Origin of the sequence: Acinetobacter sp. CS-2 (genome assembly GCF_016599715.1) — a bacterium.
Taxonomy (GTDB): domain Bacteria; phylum Pseudomonadota; class Gammaproteobacteria; order Pseudomonadales; family Moraxellaceae; genus Acinetobacter.
In genome coordinates this window covers 1325951-1350607 of the sequence record NZ_CP067019.1, presented here as the reverse complement: position 1 = coordinate 1350607, position 24657 = coordinate 1325951, and the positions used below count along the sequence as shown (strand labels likewise).

General features: G+C 44.5%; 20 protein-coding genes. 6 read left to right on the top strand and 14 right to left on the bottom strand.

The genetic code is table 11. From position 1 onward, the window contains the following. Positions 1–147 precede the first annotated feature (147 nt). Positions 148–597 (top strand): universal stress protein, encoded by a 450-nt coding sequence (locus tag JFY49_RS06750; protein WP_180176343.1) that lies wholly within the window; start codon positions 148–150, stop codon positions 595–597. Positions 598–699: 102 nt separating this feature from the next. Here the strand turns inward: JFY49_RS06750 and JFY49_RS06745 are convergent, their stop codons facing one another. The 13 genes from JFY49_RS06745 to JFY49_RS06685 all read right to left on the bottom strand — a co-directional run bounded on the left by JFY49_RS06745 (position 700) and on the right by JFY49_RS06685 (position 16222). Further along, positions 700–1341 carry an ATP-binding cassette domain-containing protein gene (locus JFY49_RS06745; protein WP_200224592.1) on the bottom strand — a complete coding sequence of 214 codons (642 nt, stop codon included), beginning with the start codon at positions 1339–1341 and terminating at the stop codon, positions 700–702. Between the two features lies 1 nt (position 1342). Next, positions 1343–2026 (bottom strand): molybdate ABC transporter permease subunit, encoded by a 684-nt coding sequence (gene modB, locus JFY49_RS06740; protein WP_200224591.1) that lies wholly within the window; start codon positions 2024–2026, stop codon positions 1343–1345. 26 nt (positions 2027–2052) lie between these two features. After that, positions 2053–2814: a molybdate ABC transporter substrate-binding protein gene (modA, locus tag JFY49_RS06735; protein WP_200224590.1), complete on the bottom strand. Its 762-nt coding sequence runs from the start codon at positions 2812–2814 to the stop codon at positions 2053–2055. A 14-nt stretch (positions 2815–2828) separates the two neighbouring features. Further along, entirely contained in the window at positions 2829–4070 is a 1242-nt protein-coding gene (locus JFY49_RS06730) for a molybdopterin molybdotransferase MoeA (RefSeq protein ID WP_200224589.1), read from the bottom strand. Beyond that, positions 4067–4990, bottom strand: coding sequence for a bifunctional molybdenum cofactor biosynthesis protein MoaC/MoaB (gene moaCB / locus JFY49_RS06725; protein ID WP_131289666.1), 924 nt, complete (start codon positions 4988–4990; stop codon positions 4067–4069). The genes JFY49_RS06730 and moaCB overlap by 4 nt, the downstream gene beginning before the upstream one ends. A gap of 39 nt (positions 4991–5029) precedes the next feature. Continuing rightward, positions 5030–5599, bottom strand: coding sequence for a molybdenum cofactor biosynthesis protein MoaE (locus tag JFY49_RS06720; RefSeq protein ID WP_131289668.1), 570 nt, complete (start codon positions 5597–5599; stop codon positions 5030–5032). A gap of 1 nt (position 5600) precedes the next feature. After that, the gene (locus JFY49_RS06715) at positions 5601–5852 is read right to left on the bottom strand and encodes a MoaD/ThiS family protein (RefSeq protein ID WP_131289670.1); all 252 of its coding nucleotides are present in this window, start codon (positions 5850–5852) and stop codon (positions 5601–5603) included. Position 5853: 1 nt separating this feature from the next. Continuing rightward, positions 5854–6906, bottom strand: coding sequence for a GTP 3',8-cyclase MoaA (moaA, locus tag JFY49_RS06710; RefSeq protein WP_131289672.1), 1053 nt, complete (start codon positions 6904–6906; stop codon positions 5854–5856). A 133-nt stretch (positions 6907–7039) separates the two neighbouring features. Beyond that, on the bottom strand, positions 7040–7666 hold the full coding sequence (locus JFY49_RS06705) for a molybdenum cofactor guanylyltransferase (protein WP_131289674.1): 627 nt from the start codon (positions 7664–7666) through the stop codon (positions 7040–7042). Continuing rightward, entirely contained in the window at positions 7663–10443 is a 2781-nt protein-coding gene (locus tag JFY49_RS06700) for a nitrate reductase (RefSeq protein WP_200224587.1), read from the bottom strand. The genes JFY49_RS06705 and JFY49_RS06700 overlap by 4 nt, the downstream gene beginning before the upstream one ends. A 206-nt stretch (positions 10444–10649) precedes the next feature. After that, the gene (nirD, locus tag JFY49_RS06695) at positions 10650–12284 is read right to left on the bottom strand and encodes a nitrite reductase small subunit NirD (protein WP_200224586.1); all 1635 of its coding nucleotides are present in this window, start codon (positions 12282–12284) and stop codon (positions 10650–10652) included. Between the two features lie 20 nt (positions 12285–12304). Then, on the bottom strand, positions 12305–14851 hold the full coding sequence (gene nirB / locus JFY49_RS06690) for a nitrite reductase large subunit NirB (protein WP_200224585.1): 2547 nt from the start codon (positions 14849–14851) through the stop codon (positions 12305–12307). Between the two features lie 24 nt (positions 14852–14875). Beyond that, a complete protein-coding gene (locus JFY49_RS06685) occupies positions 14876–16222 on the bottom strand; it encodes an MFS transporter (protein ID WP_180043101.1) in 1347 nt (448 codons plus the stop codon). A 448-nt stretch (positions 16223–16670) separates the two neighbouring features. Here JFY49_RS06685 and JFY49_RS06680 point away from each other — a divergent pair, with 448 nt between their 5' ends. The 5 genes from JFY49_RS06680 (at position 16671) to JFY49_RS06660 (ending at position 23403) form a co-directional block, all read left to right on the top strand. Then, positions 16671–17258 (top strand): ANTAR domain-containing response regulator, encoded by a 588-nt coding sequence (locus JFY49_RS06680; RefSeq protein WP_086195084.1) that lies wholly within the window; start codon positions 16671–16673, stop codon positions 17256–17258. 3 nt (positions 17259–17261) lie between these two features. Continuing rightward, the gene (locus tag JFY49_RS06675; protein ID WP_180043102.1) at positions 17262–18260 is read left to right on the top strand and encodes an ABC transporter substrate-binding protein; all 999 of its coding nucleotides are present in this window, start codon (positions 17262–17264) and stop codon (positions 18258–18260) included. Positions 18261–18443: 183 nt separating this feature from the next. Next, positions 18444–20519, top strand: coding sequence for a TonB-dependent receptor plug domain-containing protein (locus tag JFY49_RS06670; protein ID WP_200224584.1), 2076 nt, complete (start codon positions 18444–18446; stop codon positions 20517–20519). 464 nt (positions 20520–20983) lie between these two features. After that, positions 20984–22195: an iron-dependent methanol dehydrogenase gene (gene mdh / locus JFY49_RS06665; RefSeq protein ID WP_200224583.1), complete on the top strand. Its 1212-nt coding sequence runs from the start codon at positions 20984–20986 to the stop codon at positions 22193–22195. 239 nt (positions 22196–22434) lie between these two features. Beyond that, positions 22435–23403, top strand: coding sequence for an alpha/beta hydrolase (locus JFY49_RS06660; protein WP_200224582.1), 969 nt, complete (start codon positions 22435–22437; stop codon positions 23401–23403). 15 nt (positions 23404–23418) lie between these two features. Here JFY49_RS06660 and JFY49_RS06655 read toward each other — a convergent pair whose 3' ends face one another. Then, positions 23419–24600, bottom strand: coding sequence for a helix-turn-helix domain-containing protein (locus tag JFY49_RS06655; RefSeq protein ID WP_086195079.1), 1182 nt, complete (start codon positions 24598–24600; stop codon positions 23419–23421). Positions 24601–24657: the final 57 nt, after the last annotated feature.

Sequence of the window (24657 nt, the reverse complement as noted above, 5' to 3'; positions counted from 1 at the left end):
CTTATAAATCAAAAGATAATTTTCAAATTTAATGAATATTTTGGTGACTTAAATATAAAAGATACATTTTTACCTTTTTTCCTTCCAGCATTCTAACTATGTTAAGCTTTGAACAAATAATAAATATTGAAACAAGAGGATAACATCATGGGTTACCAGCACATCTTAGTTTCTGTGGATGATTCCCCTATCTCTCTCGCTGCCGCTGACCAAGCGATGATGTTGGCTAAAGCTATAGGAAGTAAAGTGACTATAGTCAGTGTGGTGATTATCGACCCTTTAACCAGTGTCAGTTTTTATAAAAATGTACCTGGAGTCACAGATTATTTTATGGAGGCCCAAGCCCACGCTAAAAATATATTAGCTGAGCTAGGTGCCAGATTTTCTGAAGCAGGCATTGCCGCAGAGACTAAACTTCTGGCCAAACAATCCCCCAGTGAGGCCATTGCTGAACTAGCCGATGAATTAAAGGCTGATTTGATTGTGGTTGGATCGCATGGGCGTACCGGTTTGAAAAAAGCTTTTATTGGCAGTATTGCCCAGGATATTCTGACCGCAAGTCATGTTCCCGTGCTGGTGGTTAAACATACTCCATAATCCTTTTAAGATGCTTTTTTGATATTTATAGAAATAGTTTAAGCAGTTTAGGATTTAAATTGCTTAGGCTATTTTTAATAATATGAGCCGGCTCTAATCAGTTTAATTATGCTGTAATTTGCCATGGCTTAACTGCAAAGTATCAGCCTCTAAATACTCCAGTTCCTCCAGATGATGAGAGACATAAATCATCGGCACATTCAGTTCATCTTTCATTCGTTTAAAAAAGGGTAAAATTTGCTGTTTTAACTGTACATCTAATCCGGTTAATGGTTCATCCAATAACAGCAAGTTGGGAGAAGACAGTAAGGCACGTCCAATCGATACCCGCTGTGCTTCCCCGCCTGAAAGCTGCCGGGCTTTACGTTGAATCAGGCCATTCAAGTCCAGCAAATCTACAATGTCATCAAACTGGAATTTTCGTTCCGGGGGTGCCAGCCATTTTTCTGCATAACATAAATTCTGTTTGACATTCAGATGCGGAAACAGCAAGGCCTGCTGGAAAATTAAAGCGATTTTGCGTTGATGCATAGGCAGATGAATGTTTTGCAGGGTATCCACCAAAATGTGTTGATTAAACTGGATATACCCCTGATCGGGTTTTAACAGTCCGACAATATTTTTTAACAAGGTGCTCTTGCCACTCCCAGAAACGCCCACAATGCCCAAAAGTGACTGCTGCATCTCCAGTTCAACATTCAAGCTAAAATCGGCATGTTGATATTGAAAATCACATTTCAACATTTCAGGCTCCCAATTTGCGTTGATAGTTTTGCAGAATAAAGTAATTGGCAATTAAGGCGCTAAAAGCCAAAAATAAGGATAAGGCCACCAAACGCATTGCCATATCTTCACCATTGGGTTGTTGCAGCAAGGAATAAATCGCGATGGGAATGGTACGGGTTTCATCAGGAATGTTACCGACAAAAGTAATGGTGGCACCAAACTCCCCCAGGCTACGACTAAAACATAAAATGCTACCCATCACGATGCCAGGAATAGCCAAAGGCAAGTTGATACTGAAAAAGACTCTCCACGGTGCAGCCCCCAATGAACCGGCAATCTGTTCCAGTTGCTGGTTCATCAACTGAAAGGACAGCCGAATCGGTTGTACCATCAGCGGAAATGCCACAATCATCGAGGCCAATACAGCCCCTTTCCAGTTAAAGGCCAGCTGGATGCCCAGTGTATGCAGATATTTCCCAATGATGCCCTGATTGCCAAACAACACCAGCAGTAAATAGCCCAATACGACTGGAGGCAAAACCATCGGCAACTGTAAACATGCTTCCACAATAAATTTCAGCCGAAATTCATGTCGTGCTAGTATCCAAGCCAAGCCGATGGCAAAAGGTAAGCAGAACAAGGTGGCAAAACCGGCTACTTTGGCAGATAAATACAGGGCGCTCAGCTCTTCTGGACTTAACATCGTTGATTTATCTCCCAAGGGATTGCTTAGGATTTCAGACTAAAACCGTATTTTTTAAAGATTGCTTTGGCATGAGCACTTTTTTCCACAAACTGTGCAAACTGTACTGCGTGTTTATTCTGTTCGCCCTGCTTGGTTAAAGCCAGCGGATACGCAATCGGGCTATGTGAGTTTGCGGGAAAAGTACCGATGATTTTAACTTTCTGGCTAATCAGGGCATCCGTTTTATAAACAATACCTACCTCACATTCGCCACGCTCAACAAAAGCCAAAGCCGAGCGCACATCATCCGTCCCGACAATCCGACCTTTTAAATGATCTAGCCAGTTCAGTTTAATCAGGCTCTGTTTGGCATATTTACCCGCAGGCACAGATTCCATCTGTCCCGTACAAAGATGTCCTTTAAACGCTTGAGCAAAATTAAAAGTAGACTGTGGCTTAAATGCAATATTTAAATTTTTTGAACTGATGGCCACCAGCTGGTTAAACAATAAGGGCCTGGTTCTGTTTTGATTAATCAGGTTCTTTTTGATCAGGTAATTCATCCAGTCCAGATCGGCCGAAAAAAAGATATCACTGCTTGCCCCTGCTTCAACCTGTTTTGCAAGTGCGGATGAAGCCCCATATACCGATACAAGATTTGTTTTCGGATGTTGCTTTGCATAAATTTTTTCAATGTCGCTCATGGCGTTGGTCAGGCTGGCAGCAGCATAAATTTTGACTGTTTCAGCATGTGCAACTGAAAGTAAAACCGGTAGACATACTGAGAAAAACAGAGATTTTTTCATGATTCTTTTGCCCCTTAATGAATAAATAAGCCCTGGACAATATCCCCTTCAAGCAGGCTTTGCCCTGCGGGAATACGCACCAGACAATTGGCCTGCATTAAATTGCTCAGCATATGTGATTGCTGTTTAGACAAACTTTTAACCTTTAATATTCCCTGATCGAAACTGGCTGACATTCTTAAAAAACGTTCTCGGCTGTCGATTTTTAAATCATGGCTGAGTACTGCACTAAACCAGTCCGGCCGCTGTTTTTGCCCCTGCAATACATTTAATAAGGTCGCGGTATAAATTTGCATGCCCACATACACGGCTGCGGGATTGCCCGGCAAACCCAACAGATAACAATGCGAACAATCATTGCGGGTTAATTCTGCAAAGAACATCGGCTTGCCCGGTTTCTGTTTCACTTTCCAGAACAGCTGTTCAAAGCCTAAATCCAGTGCCACTGGCCGAATAAAATCATAATCTCCCACCGAGACACCGCCGGTGCTTAAAACCAGATCATAGCTGTCCGATAATTGCTGAATTAATGCTTTCACTGCATCTTTGCTATCGGCTACATGGAAAATTTCAACTTGCTGTCCTGCATTTTGAAACCAGGCCTGAATCAGGGGCGCATTGGCATCAAAAATCTTACCTGCTACAAAATCCTCAATGCTGCTCGCGACTTCATCCCCGCTAATTATGACCGCAACTTTGGGATATTGAACAACTTCAACGCTGTGAATGCCAGCCATACTTAAGCTGGCAATTGCCCCCACAGACAGCTGTTGGCCTTTACTGGCTAGCAGCTGCCCAGTACTAATTTCTTCCCCCATATCACGAATGTCGGCATGAGCATGCAGGTTTTCGAGTATTGCGATTTTGCCTGAATCGATGAGCTTGACGATTTCCTGACGTGCCACTGTGGTGGTGCCAAACGGAATTTTGGCACCGGTAAAAATCCGTACGGCTTGTCCTGCTTTCAGTTGCCATTCAGTCGGTTCACCTGCCCGAATTTCACCGATCAGTTTAAATTCGCTATGTGGTGCAATTGCAGATTGGGCACAAATCGCATAGCCGTCTACCGCGCTTTGAGAAAATAAGGGCAGATTAATGGTGGAATAAATATCTTGCGCCAAATAGCGGTTTAAAGCCCGATTTAACCCCAGACTTTCCGTGACAAGTCCCTGAGTATGCTGCAAAATTAAATTTAAAGCGTGATCTACCGTAATCAAGCCTGGCTCTGCGCCACATCCAGACATTTTGCTATTCATTGGTAGCCACCTGGATGGGGGATATTTTTTTGCACATCAAATAAATGCACCAAGGCAGGCAGTACTGCAATCAAGGACTCTTTCGCTCCCTGACGGCTGCCCGGTAAAGTCATCACCAGACTGTTATCGATATAACCGGCCACGCCACGACTCAAGGCCGCATAAGGCGTGCGTTTTTGCCCAAAACTGCGTGAAGCTTCCATCAAGCCGGGAATTTCACGTTTTAATAAAGGCTGAATGGTTTCCACTGTTAAATCTTTAGGGCCAAGTCCTGTACCGCCAACAGTTAAAATCAGTGGATAATCATTTTTTTGCTGTTCAACCAATGCCAACAGTTGTTCAGGACTGTCTGGTATCACCTGATAAGCAATATCGCTAAAATTGGCTTCCTGTAAAATTTCCAGCACATTCTGCCCGGCAGTATCCGGTTTTTTACCTGCAGCCACAGTATCGGACAATACAATGATTGAAGCCGGCAACGCTTCTTTTAAGGCACGGGTAAAATGGGATTTTCCGCCTTTTTTCTTTTGTAACTTAACCTGATCCAGACATAAATCTTCCGGTTCACAATGCGGTTTCAGCATGTCATACAGCGTTAACCCGGCCAGACTGACTGCGGTTAATGCTTCCATCTCCACCCCTGTCGGCCCAATGGTTTCTACAGTGGCAATAATCTCGACATGGGCATCAAACAGTTCATATTCCACATCGGCACGGTAAATCGGTAGCGGATGACACAGCGGAATCAGCTCATCGGTACGTTTCGCCGCTAAAATCCCTGCAATTCGTGCCGTTTTCAGCGCATCGCCTTTTTCAGTATTGCCGTTACGTAATAACTCGATGCAATGTGGCGGTGCGTGCAGAATCCCTGTAGCCACTGCAGTGCGATAACTTTCTGCTTTCATCCCGACATTTTTCATTGCATGTTCCTATCATTCATTTTTCAAAATATTGTTCAATTAAAGCGGCCATTGGTAGATCGGCGCAGCATTGTCTTTGACATGATCTTTTGCATGGTCACAATGCTGATGATCATGCTGTTCAGATGAGTCTCCAGGATGAGGATGTGAATGTGCTTCATCTGCTTCATCTTTACGGATACAGCAGCCTTCTACATATTGGCTGCTACCATCCAGATAAAATTCTTCTTTCCACACCGGCACTTCATGCTTGACCCGTTCTACCGCTTCTTCACAGGCAGCAAAGGCTTCGCGTCGATGTGCCGCATAGGTAATGGCAATAATGGCTTTTTCACCAATATCCAATGCTCCTATCCGGTGAATCACCCGAACATAGGACACCCCATATTTATGCTGAATCTCCTGCTCAATCTGACGAATCATTTTTTCCGCCACCGGTGCATAAGATGTATATTTCAGCGCTTTAACCGCTTTACCTTCATGATGATTACGCACGGTGCCAATGAACACCCCAATACCGCCACATTCTGGAAAATGCTCAATCTGATCAAAACTGTCTAAGGTTAAGGCCGTATCCTGAATTCGTGAAAATGCTTTCAGCTGTTCCATTTCATCCCCCTGCTACCGGTGACAGCAGCACCAAAGTGGTGTCTGCATGGAATTGAGTTTGACGTGAGATAATGTCCTCGCCGATGGCACAGGCACAGCGTTCAATCATGCTAAAAGCTACCGGATACTCCTGCCCAATTTGAGCCAAAACTTGCCCAACCGTGCTGTATGGGCTGCAGATCATCTCCAAGTTTGCAGGTAACTGGCGTTCTACCGCACCGAAGGCTTCAATTTTAATTGTGATCTGTGACATCTTAACCTCCAAGCATGTGCATGCTGATTTTGCGGCTGTTTTTATTCATGCGCTGATTTTCCAACCGTTGTACTATGCCGTGATAACCTGATTCTTTGTTCCAGATATAGTGTGATAATGCAGCATGCAAGCTCAGTTCGCTCAAAGGTTCAGACGCGTTCAGGGCTTTAATTTCAGTTTTTAGATTCAAAGCTTGAGGTGCAAACAGACAGTTATAAAACTCACCTTGTGCGGTTAAACGTACCCGGTCACACGTTCCACAAAATGAATTGGTGATGGTGGATATGATTCCGATTGGATGACCATCAATAAAATACTGTCGTGCCGGCTCTGAAGTTGAGCGCGCAGGGTCACTTCTCAGTTGAGTTACAGCAAATTCAGTACGCAGGCTGTCTAAAATCTGTTGTTCACTGACCACATACTCGCTCGACCATTTACGATCCCCATCCAGTGGCATAAATTCAATAAAGCGTAAGATAATTTTTTCTTGAACCGACCAGCGTGCCAAAGGCAGAATTTGATCGTCATTCATGCTCTTCATCAATACACTATTGATCTTGATCGGCAAACCTGCAGCTCGTGCTGCCTGAATTCCTTCAAGGACAGGAGATAAATCTTTTTGGGTCAGCTGTTTAAATTGCTGGGTATCCAAACTATCCAGACTTATGTTTAAATCATCCAGTCCGGCCTGTTTTAATGCGGCTGCATATTGTTTTAAATAATGGGCATTGGTGGTAATGGAAATGCGTTTCAGCCCAAGTTTTTTTAACTCTTGTAACTGCGCGACAAAATGCACCACCCCTTGACGCATTAATGGTTCTCCGCCCGTGATCCGAATAGATTCAATACCACGACGCACCATAAAATCACAAAACTGATAGAGCTGTTCAAAACTGAGCAAATCGTGTTTTTTCATCCACTCAGGATGTTCCGGCATGCAATAGACACACTTAAAATTACAGCGATCGGTTACTGAAATCCGCAATTTGTGCTTGCTGCGACCAAATTGATCGACAAATCGTGTATTGGTTTCAAGCTCTGTCATCATATTCATGTTGAACATCCATCTTCAGGCATCTTGCTGTAATCGCACAAGAATTGTGCGCAAGATTTAAATCGCCCCATCTTGTTATAATTAGATTTGCAATAAGTGTTCCAACTTTGTGCTGAAGAAGAAATTTTCAGGTTTAGTGCAAAAATTTAAGTTGTTGATACTGCTGAAGCTCATCCAGCGAGTTAATACTGTGAAAAAACAGGGCATGATTTTCAAACCGTGCCACTTGAGCGTGCAAATCTGAAAAACACTGTCTTAAACTGCGCTGTTTTTGCTCAAGGTGCGTAATTAGGGTACGTAAGCTGCTACGCTTGACCAGACAGAAGGGATACAGGGCTGTACCATTGATTTCTACATACGCCACTTCGGCCAGAGCATTTTTATTCAAAGCCTGATGCAGCTTAAGAACGACTCTTGCAGGAATAAAGGTGACGTCACAGGGGATGAACAGCACATAGTCGGCCTGTACATGGGTCCAGGCACTTTTCATTCCCATCAGCGGACCTAAAAATCCGCTTTCATCATCCTGATAACAATGAATGCTGGGAATGATTTTTTGATAAATTGAATAATCACGATGGCTGTTGATCCATATCTGTTGAACACTGGATTTCAGCTGTTGATGTATTTTGATGAGTTGAATTTGATCATCAAATTGCTGTAATAGTTTATTGATGCCATTCATCCGTTTTGCCTGCCCACCGGCTAAAATCACCAGATCGGTGCGCGGATATACCGAAAGTTTCAATTTCTTTCTCATTCCACCGCCTCCATTTGACAAGCCTTGATCAAGCCACGAATTTCAGGCAGACATGAACCGCAGTTACCGCCTGCTTTTAAACATGCAGTGACCTGTTTTTCATCGGTGATATTTTGGGTTTTAATGGTTTCGATAATGCGGTTTTTACCCACTTTAAAACAGCTACAAACCAACGGACCTTCATTGTTGGCCATCGACATGGCTTGTCCAGCCAGTAAAGCTTTACGGTGCATGGCACTTAGACGTTCACGTTTAAACAGGCTTGCGACCCAGTCCCGATCTGGAAGTAAAGCTTTAGGGGCAATATACAAACTGGCAATCAAATGACCATCTTTCAATATCACGCTGTGACTGATATGAGCGGTCTGATCTTCAATGTTCAACCATTCAAAACTTTCATCCTGAAACGGTAACAGCTCTTTCAAATGTTCAGTGGTCTGGGTAAATTTTTTACGGTCTGCCAGTTCATAGCGCACAGCTTTAACCGTGGTAATTTTCGTCCACCACACCGTATTTTCAATGGAGGATTGCACGATTTTTTCAAAGCCCTGACGCACGTAAAATACGCCCTGCCACTGACTATAAAATGGATGGATGATTACGGGGGTATGTTTAAATTCAGGCTCACCGGAAATTGGATCGACCACCGGATTGACCACTTTGCCAATACGCGCATCGGACGCGACCTGGTCATTCCAGTGGATCGGTGCAAATACCTGTCCACGACGAATATCATCACTGACCGTCGCCCGTAATACGCAGTTACCCCATTTTGATTTGACTTCTACCAATTCACCATCTTTGATCCCGTATTTCAAAGCATCATGCGGATGGATTTCACAAAACGGCTCTGCACGATGGGTACTTAAATTGGCAGATAAACCGGTACGGCTCATGGTGTGCCATTGGTCACGAATCCGCCCGGTATTTAAAACCAACGGAAATTCGCTACACACTTGATTAACCGGATCTACCGCGTTAATGGCAATAAATTTAGCTTTGCCATCGACATGGCTAAATTGCCCTTTGCCATACATGCGTGCCACAGCACCGTCTTGTTGCTGTGCAGACCAAACTGGCCACTGCACCGGTTGCAGTTCATCATATTCGGTTTTATTTAAATCGCTTAAAGCCTTTAAATTGAAATAACGGAAATTTGGCGTATCAGCGCGCAGATCTGGCTCTGAATTCTGCTCAGCCGAGAGTCGTGCATGTTCCAGAAAAATGTCATGACTATTGTTAAACTCAAAACCATCAAAGCCCATTTTTTTAGCGACCTGACTGATCGCCCACCAGTCAGCTTTAGCCTGTTCTGGCTCTTCTAAAAATGCGCGCTGTCTGGAAATACGGCGTTCAGAATTGGTGACGGTCCCATCTTTTTCACCCCAGCCTAAAGCCGGTAACAGCACATCGGCATATTGTGTGGTGTCTGTGTCTTGGCAAATGTCGGACACCACCACAAATTCACACTTGTCTAAAGCACGTTTTACCTGATCGGCATCGGGTAAGCTCACCACAGGATTGGTCGCCATAATCCAGATGGCTTTAATTTTGCCACTTTCTACCGCATGGAATAGATCAACGGCCTTAAAGCCAGCCTGCTTGGCAATATAAGGGCTTTGCCAGAAGTTTTGCACCAGTTGTTGATGGTTTTCATTTTCCAGCTCCAGATGGGCCGCCAGCATGTTGGCTAAACCACCGACCTCACGTCCGCCCATCGCATTCGGCTGTCCAGTCATGGAAAATGGCGCTGCACCCAGCTTGCCAATTTTTCCCGTGAATAAATGGCAGTTGGTGATGCTGTTGGCTTTGTTCACTCCTTGCGAAGACTGATTCACCCCCATGGAAAACAGGGTCATCACTTTTTCAGTTTGGGCAAATTTCTGATAAAAAACTTGCAGTTTTTCCAGTGAAATACCAGTACGTACAGCGACATCTTCAATGGACGATTCAGTTTGACTGTATGTTAAAGCTTGTTCTAAGCCTTGCGTATATTGATCAATAAAATCTGGGTCTGCATGGCCATTTTGCGCCAGATACTGTAATAAGCCGTTAAATAGAGCGACATCTTGCCCCGGTAAAATCGGTAAATGTAAATCTGCTGCTTCACAGGTACTGGTAAAACGCGGGTCAATCACCACCACAAACAGATCACGTTGCTCTTTGGCTTTCATGACGCGTTGATATAACACCGGATGACACCATGCCGTATTGGAACCGACCAACACCACCATGTCGGTATGTTCAAAATCTTCATAGCTCGCCGGAACAATATCTTCACCGAAAGCACGTTTGTGTGCAGCAACCGCAGATGACATACAGAGTCGTGAATTGGTATCGATATTGGCTGTACCGAGGTAACCTTTGACGAACTTGTTCACCACATAATAATCTTCAGTCAGCAATTGCCCGGACACATAAAAGCCAATACTGTCACGACCATATTGATCAATACATTGCTGAAACTTTTCGGCAATTAAATCTGTTGCGGTATTCCAATCGGTCTTTTCACGCTGGTTCTTACGACCAAGCATAGGATGGAGAACACGTGTTTCCAAGCCAATGGTATCGGCGAGATTACCGCCTTTAATGCACAGTTTCCCGTAGTTGGATGGATGATTGACATCCCCTGCAACCGACACTTTTTGCCCTAAAGCAGTGTCCTGCACAGTCGCAGTGACACCACAACCTACCCCACAATAGGGACAGGTGGTATTGGTGATTTTGGTATTTATTTCTGTGGAGCTATGCAGTTCCATAATGGGAATACTCTTCATGATCGCTCCTTAGCTCCTTACCTAAGCATCTTTAATCCTCCCCAACCCTCCTTTAATAAAGGAGGGAGCTTTTCTTGATTTGATCAGCTTTTTGTCAGGCTATTCCCCTCTTTTTCAAAGAGGGGGTTAGGGGAGATTTCTACCTATTCATACGCTTTATTTACCGCTGAGATACATCCACAATAAAGCTTTCTCTACTGAATGAACTAACCTGCTTTCTTTAATGCAAAATCTTTACCAAAGAGCAATTTATTACGAATATTACTGATTGGCGTTTGATCAGAAATCAGCTCTGCATACCAGGCACCATCTTCAGTATCACCAAACAGCACTGCACCAATGACTTTATCTTTTTGAATAATAATGCGTTTATAAATCTGACGTTTTTCATCATTCAAAATAATGTCTTCGTAATCGTCCTGGGGTTCACCATTTTCTAAATCAATTCGACCCGCTGAAAATACATCACAGCCGCTGACCTTGAGCTGGGTTGGAACCGTTGGTGCCTTGAAGGTCAGGCTGCCGTGTTCGGCCAGATGTGAGGCACAAATAAAGGCTTGGCCCCAAAGTGGTTCAACCAGACCGAAGGTTTGATTACGGTGCTCAATACATTCCCCCACCGCATAAATACTTGGGTCAAAGGTTTGCATAGTGTCATTCACCATCACACCACGGTTACAACGTAAGCCAGCACTTTGCGCCAATGCCATATTAGGACGAATCCCCACGGCGAAAACCACCAGATCAGCATCCAGCACCATGCCATCTTTCAGCTTGATTTGAGTGACATGACCATCTTCGCCAATCAGTTGTTCGGTATTGGCTTGAGTCATGATGTTGATGCCCTTGGCTTCAATACTTTGTCTTAACAAGCTGCTTGCACGACTATCCAATTGACGTTCCATGATGCGATCCATCAAATGCAAGACCATCACATTCATACCGCGTTGTTTCAGGCCATAAGCTGCTTCAAGCCCAAGCAGACCGCCACCAATCACCACGGCATTCTGTTTAGATTTGCAGTAATCCAGCATGGTATTGACATCATAGATATCGCGGAAACTGATCACGCCCTTTAAGTCCGAACCTGGAATAGGCGGGACAAAGGGTTTGGAACCTGTTGCCAGAATTAGACGATCATAATCCACCACCAAGCCTTTTTCGGTATAGACCTGCTTACGTGGACGGTCAATTTTCACCGCAGCATCACCGGCAATAAAGCGAATGTTTTTATCGCTATACCAGGCATGTGGATGCAGCATGATGTCATCAATGGTTTTATCGCCAGATAACACCGGTGAAAGCATGATGCGGTTATAGTTGCCCCACGGCTCTTCGCCAATGACCGTCACTTCATAACGTTCAGGTGCCATATCCAGTAAGTCTTCCAGACAGCGCATACCCGCCAGACCATTACCTACCAACACCAGTTTCATCTTTTCTTGGGAAGTGCCGTTATTGGTGATATAGGTTTTTTGCGGTGTAGGACTGATCCAGACCTTGCCATTTTCAATCTTGCTTGGGAAAACCAGTAACTTTTGATCTTTATCTTCCAGACAACGTCCGGTGGCCAGACTGAAATGCTGCTTGTAGATGGGAGATGCCACTACACGCTCACCCTGCAAATCGCCAATGATGCCGCGCGACATGACAAAAGCCTGACTAAACGGATCTTGATTGCTCAAGGCATAGACGCGTTTTTCATTACCGACACGGAAAATGGCAATTTGCTGATTTTCAATTAATGCACCTACACCGGTATTCGGGGTAATGTCATCCAGTGCACAAATTTCCAGCCATTCCAGCTCATTGGTTTTATTCATTTCTTTTAAAATTGTCATCATCTTTCTCCTTTATTCTTTTAAGCTTCAACAACAGGAATACGCATCACATCACGTTCAGCCTCGGTTTTTGGACGGATTTGCCCGCGCACCTCGGCGAATTGAATGTGTGGATCATTTTGTTGTTCAACTTTTGCATTGATAAAGGTTACGAAGCGTTTACGGACTTCCGGATCTTCCACCGCGGTACGCCATTCATCTTGATAGGTGCCGACCACATGGTTCATACGGCGTTCCAGTTCAGCAGCCAGACCCAGTGAGTCATTTACCACCACATCTTTTAAATAATCTAGACCGCCTTCCAGGTTGTCACGCCATACCGAAGTACGTTGCAAACGGTCTGCAGTTTGGATATAGAACATAAAGAAGCGGTCGATATAACGGATTAGAGTTTGCGTATCCAGATCCGATGCCAGCAATTCCGCGTGGCGTGGTTTCATGCCGCCATTACCGCAGACATACAGGTTCCAGCCTTTTTCTGTAGCAATCACCCCAACATCTTTACTTTGTGCTTCGGCACATTCACGGGTACAGCCCGACACCGCCATTTTCAGTTTGTGTGGTGAACGCAGACCTTTGTAACGGTTTTCCAGGAAGATGGCCAAACCGACTGAGTCATCCACCCCATAACGGCACCAGGTACTGCCGACGCAAGATTTCACGGTACGCAATGATTTACCGTAAGCATGTCCTGACTCAAAACCGGCATTGATCAGTTTCTCCCAGATTTCAGGCAGCTGATGCACTTGTGCACCAAACATGTCGACCCGTTGTCCACCGGTGAGTTTAGTATATAAACCGTATTCTTTGGCAATTTGACCGATTGCAATCAGGCCCTCTGGAGTGACTTCACCTCCAGCCATTCGCGGTACAACCGAGTAAGAGCCATCTTTTTGAACATTACCCAGATAATAGTCATTACTGTCTTGTAATCCTGCATGACTTGGTTTGAGCACAAAGTCATTCCAGCAAGATGCGAGAATATTTGCCGCAGTCGGTTTACAGATATCACAACCTAGACCGTGACCATGTTGTCCGATCAAATCATCAAAGGTTTTGATTTCATTGACCCGCACCAGGTGATACAGCTCCTGGCGTGAATAGGCAAAGTGTTCGCAAAGGTGATTGTTTACAGTCACCCCTTGACGTTGCAATTCAGATTTCAATACTTGAGTGACTAAAGGTGCACATCCGCCACAAGCCGTTGCCGCTTTAGTACATTTTTTCAAGGCACCCAGCGAGGTTGAACCATCAGCGATAGCACTGCAAATATCGGCTTTAGAGACGTTATTACATGAACAGATGGTTGCGCTGTCTGGCAGTAAATCGACACCGCTGCCGCCTGTTTTCGCTGAGGATTGTATATAACCCGGCATGATCAGGCTTTCCGGATTTTCTGGAATTTCCAATCCATTCAGCATCATTTGCAGCAGGTCGTTATATTCTTTGGCACAGCCCACCAGAACAGCACCGAGTAGCTTGGTTTTTTCCGCATTCACCACGATTTTTTTATAAATCATGGCATCTTCATCTGCATAGAAATAACTTAAGGCATTTGGCGTCATGGCATGCGCATCACCCACCGATGCCACATCTACCCCCATCAGTTTGAGCTTGGTGCTCATGTCTGCGCCGGTAAATGAATTGCAAGCCTGATCCATGACATGTTTGGCTGCAATACGTGCCATGTCATAGCCCGGAGCCACCAGACCATAAATTTTGTTTTGCCACAGTGCACATTCACCAATCGCGTAAATGTCAGCATCAGAAGTCTGGCAATAATCATTGATGACAATACCGCCACGCTCACCCAGCGCCAAGCCGCTTTGATGCGCCAATTCATCACGTGGGCGAATCCCCGCAGAGAATAAAACGATATCGGTTTCAAGTTCAGAACCATCGCCAAACTTCATCACATGCGTGGTATTTTCACCGGCTTCGATGCATTGTGTAGCTTTTTGGGTATGAACTTTCACACCCAGATTTTCGATTTTTGCACGTAAAACCTTACCGCCTAAATCATCAATTTGTACCGCCATTAAACGGGGTGCAAATTCGACCACATGGGTTTCAAGATCCAGATCACGCAAGGCTTTCGCAGCTTCCAAACCGAGTAAACCACCACCAATCACCACGCCGGTTTTGGCATTTAAACTCGTGGCACGAATGGCATCTAGGTCTTCAATAGTACGGTAAACAAAGCAGTTTTCACGCTCATTCCCTGGAATAGGAGGAACAAAAGCATATGAACCAGTTGCCAGCACCAGTTTGTCATATGCAATGACTTCGCCATGATTGGTGGTAACGGTTTTATTCAGAGTATCTATTGCAATAGCTTTGGTGCTTAAACGCAGATCAATACCATAGGCATCGGCAAAATCCGCACGACATAAAGTTAAGTCTTTGGCTGATTTACCAGTGAAATATTCGGTTAAATGCACACGGTCATAAGCTAAACGTGGTTCTTCTGCCAGAATCGTGATTTCAACCTCGTCACCTGCATGTTCAAGAACCGATTCAATGAACTTGTGCCCTACCATACCGTGACCAATCATGACTAATTTCATATCAATTCTCCTTAATCCCTTTGCTTAACCTTGCGCCATGTTGTTGCGTTCAAGCACTGCATCTTCAAACAGTTTTTGTTCTTTCTGTTTATGCTCAACCGAGAAGCGAATCATCAGTACAAAGCTTGCTGCAATCACCACCAGTCCACCTAGAGCCATCAGGCAGGTTTGAATATCCAGCATGCCTTTCAGTAAGAAACCTGCTGCCACTGCACCGACGTTACCGCCTGCGCCAATGATGCCAGCAACACCACCCAAAGCATCACGGTCAATGAAAGGCACCAAGGCATAGGTGGCACCACAGGCCATGTGGGTAAACAGTGCAAAAACTGTCATGACCAGAATTGCGAGAACTGCGGTATTCATTTGAGAGAACAAGATCAGGAACAGGCCTTCCATCAAGATCATGCCGAACAGCACTTTGGTACGACCATCCAGGCCTTTTTTAATTGCGACTTTGTCCGAGACAATGCCACCTAAAGCACGGGCAAACAGCGCCAGTAAACCGAAGATCCCTGCTGCCAGTCCTGCTTCTTTGAGGCCAAAGCTAAAGTGTTCAACGTAGTACATCGCCACAATGTTATGAATGAAGATTTCAATACCGAAACACGCAGCATAAGCACCAAATAAAATCCAGACCCGGTAGTTACGTGCAGCGTGCATCAGAATCGCCATGCCGCCTTTTTTATCGCTACCAACTTGAATGCCTTGTGCACGAAGTTCTTTAAAGTTGCCTTGTGGACAGTCCTGGGTGAATTTCCAGTACATTGCACCGACAATCAGCATCATCAAACCTGGAACAATGAGCGCAATTCTCCAGCCCATCGCCTGTTCAACACCAAACATCACCAAGGCAGCAAGCATTAACGGCATCAAGGCTTGAGTTGCACCACCACCCGCATTCCCCCAACCTGCTGATGCAGCATTGGCAGTCCCGACCACATTCGGAGCGAACATAATACTGGTGTGATATTGCGTGATCACGAAGCTGGCACCAATGGCACCAATCAATAAGCGGAAGAAAAGGAAAGATTCATAGCTGTTGGCAGAGGCCACACCAAAGACAGGAATACTGCCGATAATCAGTAATGCGGTATAGGTTTTGCGTGGGCCATACTTATCACATAAAGGCCCGACAATCAGACGAACTAAAATAGTAATTGCGACTGCGGCAATATTAATATTGGCAATTTGATCTTTAGTAAGATGAAATTCACCGGCAATGACAGGCATGAGTGGGGCACAGGCAAACCAGGCAAAGAAACAGACAAAAAATGCGAGCCAACTCATATGGAAGGCCCGCATTGCTGCGCTACTGAAATTGAAAAGACTTATTTTTGTTGCTTTTTTAGCATTTAAATTTGAAGACATAGCCCTCTCCTTCCTGAACTGAACGTATTGTTTTATCTGTCATGCAGATAGCTGCACAGCAGATTCGATCAGAACGGACGTCTTTGGCCGTCTTACAATTTTTGGAGTCGTCTTTGACTCACAAGAGATATAGCAATGCGCGTGCCAATAACTCAGAGAAAACTATAAGTTTATATTTTTTATCATTTTTAATTTTTATTTATAATTTTTCAATGCCAGTAATGGTCTGCTTCTCTATTTTTAACTATGACCTCCTGACTCAGCTCAACAATGATTATGCTTCCTTGTAGCGCATTTTTGCATTAAGACAGTGCGCAATTTGCTCACCGTTCCTTGGTTCAGTGAACTTTTATTGAAATCATAATGATTTAACTCATTTGGCATTTTAATTGCTTTAAATAGATTATGACTTTTTCTTTCAGGCATGGCCTGATGATATTTAGCCCATATGCCAAAACTCAAAATCGCACTGATTGATGACGATCAAGACCGTGCCCATTACATTCAAGCCTCCCTGATCGAACACAATTTCGAGGTCGTGGCCTGCCTCAGCGCGGATCATTTAAGCATGTTCCGCCTCGAACAGTTGCATGCCGACGTGATTTTGCTGGATATGGATCATCCCCATCGTGACATCATTGAAAGCTGTGTCAGCCAGTTCGATCTGCCGACAGTACTGTTCACTAAAAACAGCCACAAAGACACGATCAAAAACGCCATTGATGCCGGGGTTACGGCGTATATTGTCGATGGCATTGACCCATCCAAACTGGACAGCATTTTAGAAATCTCGATTGAACAGTTTAAAAAACATAAAAAATTGCTCGGCGATCTGGAAGACACCAAAAATAAGCTAGCCGACCGTAAAGATGTGGAGAAAGCCAAAGTATTGATGATGCAATTGCACCATCTTACTGAAGATCAAGCCTTTCAGTTACTGCGTAAAAATGCCATGAGCCACCGTATGACCATTGGCGAAATGGCACGGCGTTTACTGGATGCACAGCAACTACTACAAAGCCAATTGAAGGATTAAGCCATGCCAGATTTAGAAAAAACTCAAATCCAGTTCGGCTATATTCCTCTGCTGGATTGTGTGGCCATTCTTTGGGCCAAGCAGCGTGGTTTTTTTGAGGAAGCGGGTTTAGAGGTCACGCTGGTGAAGGAAGCATCTTGGGCCAGCTTAAGAGACCGGTTGGCTTTTGGTTTTTTAGATGCTGCACATTGCCTGTCTGCCATGCTGCCTGCCGCAGCACTTGGTGAAGACCAGCTCGGTATTCCACTCCAGACTGCCCTGGTATTAAGTTATAACCGTGCCTTTATTAGTTTGAGTCAAAAACTGTGCTTTGATCTGAACATTTCCAGTCAGGACAGCGCACAACAATCTGCACAAAAAATCGTCTCTGCCCTACAAGCGCAAAAAAAGATTCAATTTGCCCATGTCTTTAAGCAGTCGATTCATCATTATTGTCTCAGAGAATGGCTCGCCCTTGCCAATCCTGAAATTGCACGAAATATAAAACTGGCCACGCTTCCCCCACCCTATATGGTGCAGGCATTAGCCAATCAGGTCATTGATGGTTTTTGTGTCGGTGAACCCTGGAACAGCCAGGCTGAACTACTGGGAATCGGTCAAATTGTCGCTTCCAGTCAGGACATTATTCCCCAAGTGGCAGATAAGGTTTTGGCAGTCACCTGTGATTGGGCAATGCAACATCCAAACACGCATCAGGCTTTAACGCAGGCCATTCAAAAAGCCCAGCAAGAACTGAAAGATTTACAGGACTATGCTGACGTTTGGCAAATGCTGACCGAGTTCAATATTGTGCAATTTCAATGCTCAGACAGCATTCATGTACAAAAATTCCACTCCATTCAAAATATTATCCGCAATTTTGTCGATGAGACATCTGTGCCAAAGGTAGATGATTTTAAATGGCTGACCCAAAAAATGCTGAAATGGGATAACCCAATTCACTTGAATGATGCGGTGATTGAAAACATCAGCCAAAACTGTATTTTATCTTTGACGAAATAAGGCAGCATCCGCATTGCCCCCGGCCACAAAAAATAATCAGAATGCTGGGGTTAAGCCATTCATTTTGATTATTTTATCGCTGTAATCCAGTTTTATGGGTTATTTTCATTTCTGCGGTTTCCCACAAATTTTCTCCATATTTTTACGTTATCTTACGCAAAATTACATAGGGAACATCGAATAATGAAACGCATACAACCGCGTTGGCAATGGAGCACCCTGAGTTGTGCACTGTTTAGTTTTATCTCCCCAAGCTGGGCGGCTGACACGATTAGCGATGCCACAACAAACAGCACGGTTGCTCAAACAGCCCCGGTACAGACACTGGCAACCCTAAAATTTCAAGCAACGCCCGCCCAAGCCAAAGACCCGGATATCAGTGCGGTGGCGAAAACTATTGTCACGCGTGAAGAAATGCTGCAATTTGGTGATCAATCCATGAATGATGCCTTACGCCGTGCCGCCGGTTTTCAGATGCCCACACCGGGACAAGGTCCACGTGGGGGTGGCGGTGCTTCAGCTATGCGTTTTCGTGGCGGTGGTGCCCCGGTATTTTTAATCAATGGTGAACCGGTTCAAGGTGGCCCACGCGGTGGCATGTCGGTTGTTGACAGCATCACGCCAGACATGATCGAACGGATTGAAATTACCAAACAGCCAAGTGTCGTTCAGGCTTCTGTGGCCTCTTCCGCCGTCATCAATATTATTCTGAAACACCCCCTGGATCATGCCCGCATCAGCGGAACTATCCGTGCAGGATATGGTTTGGCAAAATCTGACCAAAAAGAAGAGGAACGTAAAAATATCAGTGTTCAGGCTGATGGCCGGGATAATGCCTGGTTATACAGCCTGTCTGCCAACCAGATGTGGAATGACACCACTTCGATCACCCAGACCCAAAACAGCAGCCAAACAAGCGAACAAAAGCGTATTACCGAACGCAAGTCGCAAATGCTGGCACCCCGTGTTGAATATGAACTGGATGACCAGCAAAAACTGGTTGCCGAACTGTTCTATCGCAATAATGAAAGTGACGGCAGCCGTGGCGATCAGACGCAAAATGACAAGAATGACAGCATCCGTTTAAATACCCGTTATGAACGTAAAGACAAGGATAATTCCGACAAAATTCGTCTTTCAGTCGAACAGCAGAACGAAACCGAATCGACCCGGTCACCGCTCTTCAGCAGCTATACCGATGAAACCATCCATGAGTATGGTGTGGCTTATGATGGTGTGCGTAAATTTGATAACACCCGACAACTGAAGTTTGGTACGGATATTCGCTCGAGTGAACTTGAGAGTAATATTACCGATACACTCGATGAACAGCGTTATGCGCTCTACACCGAAGGCAGCTGGAAGTTTACAGACCGGCAAACCGTGACTTTAGGTGCCCGTCAAGAATGGATTCATCGTTCAGGACTTGTGGATTATAGTGACAGTCACTTAAGTCCAGTCTTGGCACATCGTTTTGACTTTGATGATCACTGGTCATTACAAAGCAATATCAGCCAGGCATTCCGCAGTCCTAAAACCGACCAGCTGTTACCTACGGTTTCTGTTTCTACCGATAGCGATGCCGGTAGCCTGAACAATCCGGATCGTGGCGGAAACCCTAATTTACGTCCGGAAAAAATAACCGCCTTTGAATCCACTTTGGGGTATAACACCCCGTCAGGTGGCGTCAACATCACGGCATACCAACGTGAAATTGAAGATTACATTGAGAAAGTGATTCGTCAGGAAGGCTCGCGTTTTGTAGAACGCCCACAAAACCAGGACAATGCCACCACCTATGGGGTTGAAATTGCTGCTCGTTATGCCTTAAAGCAAACTGAAAATGGGCATGCATTGATGTTGAATGGTCAACTGTCTACCGTACGGGCAAAAATTGAAGAGACCAATCATCAGCAATGTTTAGCCAGTGATGTGGCACCTTATACAGCCAGTGCCGGTTTATCTTATAACTATCAGCCCTGGCGTCTTTCCAGCAGTGTCAATCTGAACTATGTTCCTGAATTTACCCGGGCCCTGGATAACCTGCCCTATGACCGTACCAGCAATGAACGGGTCAATGTCGATATCAGTGTGAGCAAACGCTTTGATGATGGCTGGGCAACGACCCTGAGTGCACGCAATATCTTGAGTACAGATTATAAAGAGCGTTTAACCAATCAATCTGATGGCAGCCTGTATGAATCACGGGTGAATCAGGCCATTCCAAGTGTACTCCTCAGTGTAGAAAAAAAATTCTAAACGGGGAAGATAAAAAACCGGTGCCAGCCACCGGTTTTTTATCTCCAGATAAGGGTTGCATTTATGCCCAGCGGAAAAAATTAATCTTCTGGCCGTTGCCAATTTTCTATGATTTCTCAACCAGTCAGGATTTTTAGCTTTACCCTATCGCCGCCCTCAAAACTGGTATTCGGGCTTAAATATCAATCTGATTCTTAGGGCTTTTTAATGGTTGATCACCTGAATATAATTCAAACATGCTAAAGTTTAAGAACCTTTCATACATGGCTTGCAAGATAGACTAGATATGAGTAAATGATGCATGGAAAATAGATAACTGGGCAATATTTAATAAAAAAAATTATAAAATTCATAAACTTAAAATGGTAGGTATTTGGTAGGTAGGATTTTTCCCAGCTTCATTCGATACTCCAATTACGGTGAGAGTCACCGATAATATAATGAATGGTAGAAGGAATCGCACCATGGCTTTTAAAAATATTGCAGATCAAACCAACGGTTTTTATATTCCCTGTGTTTCACTTTTTGGCCCAGGCTGTGCCAAAGAAATTGGAACTAAAGCGCAAAATCTAGGTGCCAAGAAGGCCTTGATTGTGACTGATGCAGGTTTATTCAAATTTGGTGTCGCAGATACTATTTCAAACTATTTAAAAGATGCTGGCGTTGACAGTCATATTTTCCCGGGTGCAGAACCAAACCCAACCGACATTAACGTACATAACGGCGTTCAAGCCTATAATAAACAGGGTTGTGATTTTATTGTTTCTTTAGGCGGTGGTTCATCACATGACTGTGCTAAAGGTATCGGCCTGGTGACAGCGGGTGGCGGTCATATTCGTGACTACGAAGGGATCGATAAAAGCACTGTACCAATGACACCGCTGATTGCGATCAATACCACGGCAGGTACGGCTTCAGAAATGACCCGTTTCTGTATTATTACCAATACCGATACCCATGTAAAAATGGCTATTGTTGACTGGCGCTGTACCCCGCTGATTGCCATCGACGATCCTAAACTGATGATTGCCAAACCAGCCAGTTTAACTGCGGCAACCGGTATGGATGCATTGACTCACGCTGTTGAAGCCTATGTATCAACTGCAGCCAATCCAATTACTGATGCCTGTGCCGAAAAAGCAATTACCATGATTAGCGAATGGCTTAGCCCGGCTGTTGCCAATGGTGAAAACCTGGAAGCACGTGATGCCATGAGCTATGCACAGTATCTTGCAGGTATGGCTTTTAACAATGCATCTTTAGGTTATGTTCATGCCATGGCGCATCAGCTGGGCGGTTTCTACAATCTGCCACACGGCGTTTGTAATGCCATTCTGCTTCCGCATGTATCTGAATTTAACCTGATCGCCTGCCCGGATCGCTATGCGAAAATTGCACAGTTAATGGGAGTCAACACTGAAGGCCTGACGGTAACTGAAGCTGCATTTGAAGCCATCAATGCCATTCGTCAACTTTCTGCTTCTATTGGTATTCCATCCGGTTTAGCTGAACTGGGTGTCAAAGAAGCTGATCTGGCCATCATGGCAGAAAATGCGCAAAAAGATGCCTGCATGCTGACCAACCCACGTAAAGCTAACCATGCTCAAGTGGTCGATATCTTTAAGGCAGCATTGAAACCTAATGCATCGGTAGTCGATTTTAAAGCAGCAATGTAATACCTCCCTGTAAGTCTTCTATCCAATTCTTTGACTTACACTTTTAGCAACCCATGTTCGCACTTCGTCAAGAAGTGCGCCAAGAAAAGAAACCATTTCCCTTTTCCTGGCTGATCCTGTGTCCTTGATGACAGGATAAGAACTGTGGTTGCTTTTTTTTATGAAAATAATTCAATTTGACAAATTACCACTCATCATGAAGGATAAGAGAAAACAGATTCTTCTCTATGAGTATAAAAATGAGCAATGGTAACACCGCCCCACTTTATCAACGTGATATCTTAGGCCCAGGTTATGAACAGGCCACTTTAAATTTCCCGGATGATTACGAAGGTCAGGTTACAGCGACCTTAGTCAGAAAAAAAGCCGACCAAACCACATCCAAAGCTGTGTTATATATTCATGGCTTTATTGATTATTTCTTCCAGACGGAAATGGCAGAACAGTTCAACCAGCATGGTTTTGACTTTTATGCACTCGATTTACGTAAATATGGCCGTTCCATTCTGCCGCATCAAAAATATTATAATGTGCGTGAAATTGCCGAATACGATGCCGAAATTACCGAAGCCTTAAACATTATAGGCGCAGAAGGCCATGATGCCATTTTACTCAGTGGCCATTCTACCGGTGGCTTAACCACCACACTGTATGCGGCACATCATCCAGAGCATCCTTTAATTAAGGCACTGTGGGTCAATAGTCCGTTTTATGATTTCAATATGAACCCGATCAAGAAAAAATTGGGCATTCCCAATTTAAGCCGGGTGGGTAAGGTTTGCCCGGATTTAAAATTTCCCAGTGAGCTGAACAAATGGTATGTTCCCAGTCTGCATAAAAACCTGCATGGTGAATGGGACTTTAATCTGGACTGGAAACCGCAATCTTATCCTCTGGTTCGATTGAGTTTTGTTCGGGCCATTTTTGAAGCACAGAAAGAAATTCATCAGGGAGTCAGCTTAACGGTACCTGCTTTGGTAATGCATTCCGATCAAAGCAAAAATCCAAAAAAATGGCATCAATATGCACAAAGCAGTGACGTGATTCTAGATGTCAAACATATCGACAAATATGCCAAAAAAATCCAAGGTGATGTCACCATTGCTAAAATCAAGAATGGCTTACATGATCTGGTCTTGTCGGAAAAATCTGTGCGTGAGCGGGTTTATCAGCAGCTGTTTGAATGGCTAGAAATTAAAGGGCTGTAATCTATCTTACAGCTCTCAAGCATCCTTATATTTCAGCAGGGTTTGATGCACAGGGTGCGTTTTGGGCATGAGCTCAATCAGGCGCTCCACCGCATCAATCGCCTCAGGGAATCGAGCCACATGTTTTAGCAGCACATCAGTTTCATTGGCTTTAAAGATGGCATCACTTAAACGTGATTCCAGACAATCACGCCAGGCACATAAAAAAGGACTTTCGGTTTTGGATAAAAATACGCCAGTACACAGTTTTAAGGCCGAATCGATATAGCCGGCATCCAAAGACTGTTCTGTCAATAAAAAGTCAGCCTCTACATGTGCCAATAAACGATAAGGTCTGGAACCCAACATACCGCCCAGTACATCACGCAACTGCGACATTTCTGCTTTTAAGGTGCCTATACTGACTTTTCGTTCCCCGTATAAAGCCTGATGCAGGGTATCCAGGCTTAAACCTTGCGGACATAACGCCAGGATAGTCAAAATTTCAATTTGGCGGGGGGTCAAAACCAGCACCTTACCGTTAAACAAAACCTGAGGCACGGAAAAAGCCCGAATAAACAGGCGCTGCTTTTGGTATTCCAGCAAAGCCGATTGAATAATCGAAGCACAGCGTTCCGCTGCAAGCAGCCCCAAACTGTTATGCTTTTGCCAGGTGGTCGACAGGTCAATCACCCCTAACACCTGTTTGGAATAAGGATCAATAATCGGGGCAGCATAACAGACCCAATCATGAATGGAAGGCATATAATGTTCATTGGAAAAAACACAACTCGATTGCTGGGTTTTTAACGACAGTGCCAAGGCATTGGTTCCAACCAGTTCCTCGCGCCATTGCCCGCCTTCAATAAAATGCACACTTTCTGCTGCACGCTGCATTTGTGGACTGGAGGCTGACCAGATAATGGTGCTACCGATATCGCCGACTGCAATTACCATCGAAGACTGTTCGGCAATATGCTTTAAATCCTGTGCGCAATGTTGCAAGGCATTTGCCAAAGCCGAAGGATAGGTTTCTTTTTGTAAGTGAACCAGTGGGGCAGCCAAGCGATCCTTGGGAATTTCGGCCGAGGATGAACGTTGCCAGGAACTCGCAATGCTTTGACCCAGTTGTTCTGCATGTAAGGCAGATAAACTGCTACTTTGCCTAAACTGATCAATTTTATGCCTTTTTTGCATCAAATTTTGTTTTGTCATCATTCCTTATTCTCACAACAATTCATGATTTACATCCACTGTAATCGCTATTTTTTATGC

Excerpts from the sequence above, each read along its gene's own strand:
- JFY49_RS06750 (WP_180176343.1), top strand. The coding sequence starts at position 148 with ATGGGTTACCAGCACATCTTAGTTTCTGTGGATGATTCCCCTATCTCT.
- JFY49_RS06745 (WP_200224592.1), bottom strand. The coding sequence starts at position 1,341 with ATGTTGAAATGTGATTTTCAATATCAACATGCCGATTTTAGCTTGAAT.
- modB (WP_200224591.1), bottom strand. The coding sequence starts at position 2,026 with ATGTTAAGTCCAGAAGAGCTGAGCGCCCTGTATTTATCTGCCAAAGTA.
- modA (WP_200224590.1), bottom strand. The coding sequence starts at position 2,814 with ATGAAAAAATCTCTGTTTTTCTCAGTATGTCTACCGGTTTTACTTTCA.
- JFY49_RS06730 (WP_200224589.1), bottom strand. The coding sequence starts at position 4,070 with ATGAATAGCAAAATGTCTGGATGTGGCGCAGAGCCAGGCTTGATTACG.
- moaCB (WP_131289666.1), bottom strand. The coding sequence starts at position 4,990 with ATGAAAAATGTCGGGATGAAAGCAGAAAGTTATCGCACTGCAGTGGCT.
- JFY49_RS06720 (WP_131289668.1), bottom strand. The coding sequence starts at position 5,599 with ATGGAACAGCTGAAAGCATTTTCACGAATTCAGGATACGGCCTTAACC.
- JFY49_RS06715 (WP_131289670.1), bottom strand. The coding sequence starts at position 5,852 with ATGTCACAGATCACAATTAAAATTGAAGCCTTCGGTGCGGTAGAACGC.
- moaA (WP_131289672.1), bottom strand. The coding sequence starts at position 6,906 with ATGAATATGATGACAGAGCTTGAAACCAATACACGATTTGTCGATCAA.
- JFY49_RS06705 (WP_131289674.1), bottom strand. The coding sequence starts at position 7,666 with ATGAGAAAGAAATTGAAACTTTCGGTATATCCGCGCACCGATCTGGTG.
- JFY49_RS06700 (WP_200224587.1), bottom strand. The coding sequence starts at position 10,443 with ATGAAGAGTATTCCCATTATGGAACTGCATAGCTCCACAGAAATAAAT.
- nirD (WP_200224586.1), bottom strand. The coding sequence starts at position 12,284 with ATGACAATTTTAAAAGAAATGAATAAAACCAATGAGCTGGAATGGCTG.
- nirB (WP_200224585.1), bottom strand. The coding sequence starts at position 14,851 with ATGAAATTAGTCATGATTGGTCACGGTATGGTAGGGCACAAGTTCATT.
- JFY49_RS06685 (WP_180043101.1), bottom strand. The coding sequence starts at position 16,222 with ATGTCTTCAAATTTAAATGCTAAAAAAGCAACAAAAATAAGTCTTTTC.
- JFY49_RS06680 (WP_086195084.1), top strand. The coding sequence starts at position 16,671 with ATGCCAAAACTCAAAATCGCACTGATTGATGACGATCAAGACCGTGCC.
- JFY49_RS06675 (WP_180043102.1), top strand. The coding sequence starts at position 17,262 with ATGCCAGATTTAGAAAAAACTCAAATCCAGTTCGGCTATATTCCTCTG.
- JFY49_RS06670 (WP_200224584.1), top strand. The coding sequence starts at position 18,444 with ATGAAACGCATACAACCGCGTTGGCAATGGAGCACCCTGAGTTGTGCA.
- mdh (WP_200224583.1), top strand. The coding sequence starts at position 20,984 with ATGGCTTTTAAAAATATTGCAGATCAAACCAACGGTTTTTATATTCCC.
- JFY49_RS06660 (WP_200224582.1), top strand. The coding sequence starts at position 22,435 with ATGAGCAATGGTAACACCGCCCCACTTTATCAACGTGATATCTTAGGC.
- JFY49_RS06655 (WP_086195079.1), bottom strand. The coding sequence starts at position 24,600 with ATGATGACAAAACAAAATTTGATGCAAAAAAGGCATAAAATTGATCAG.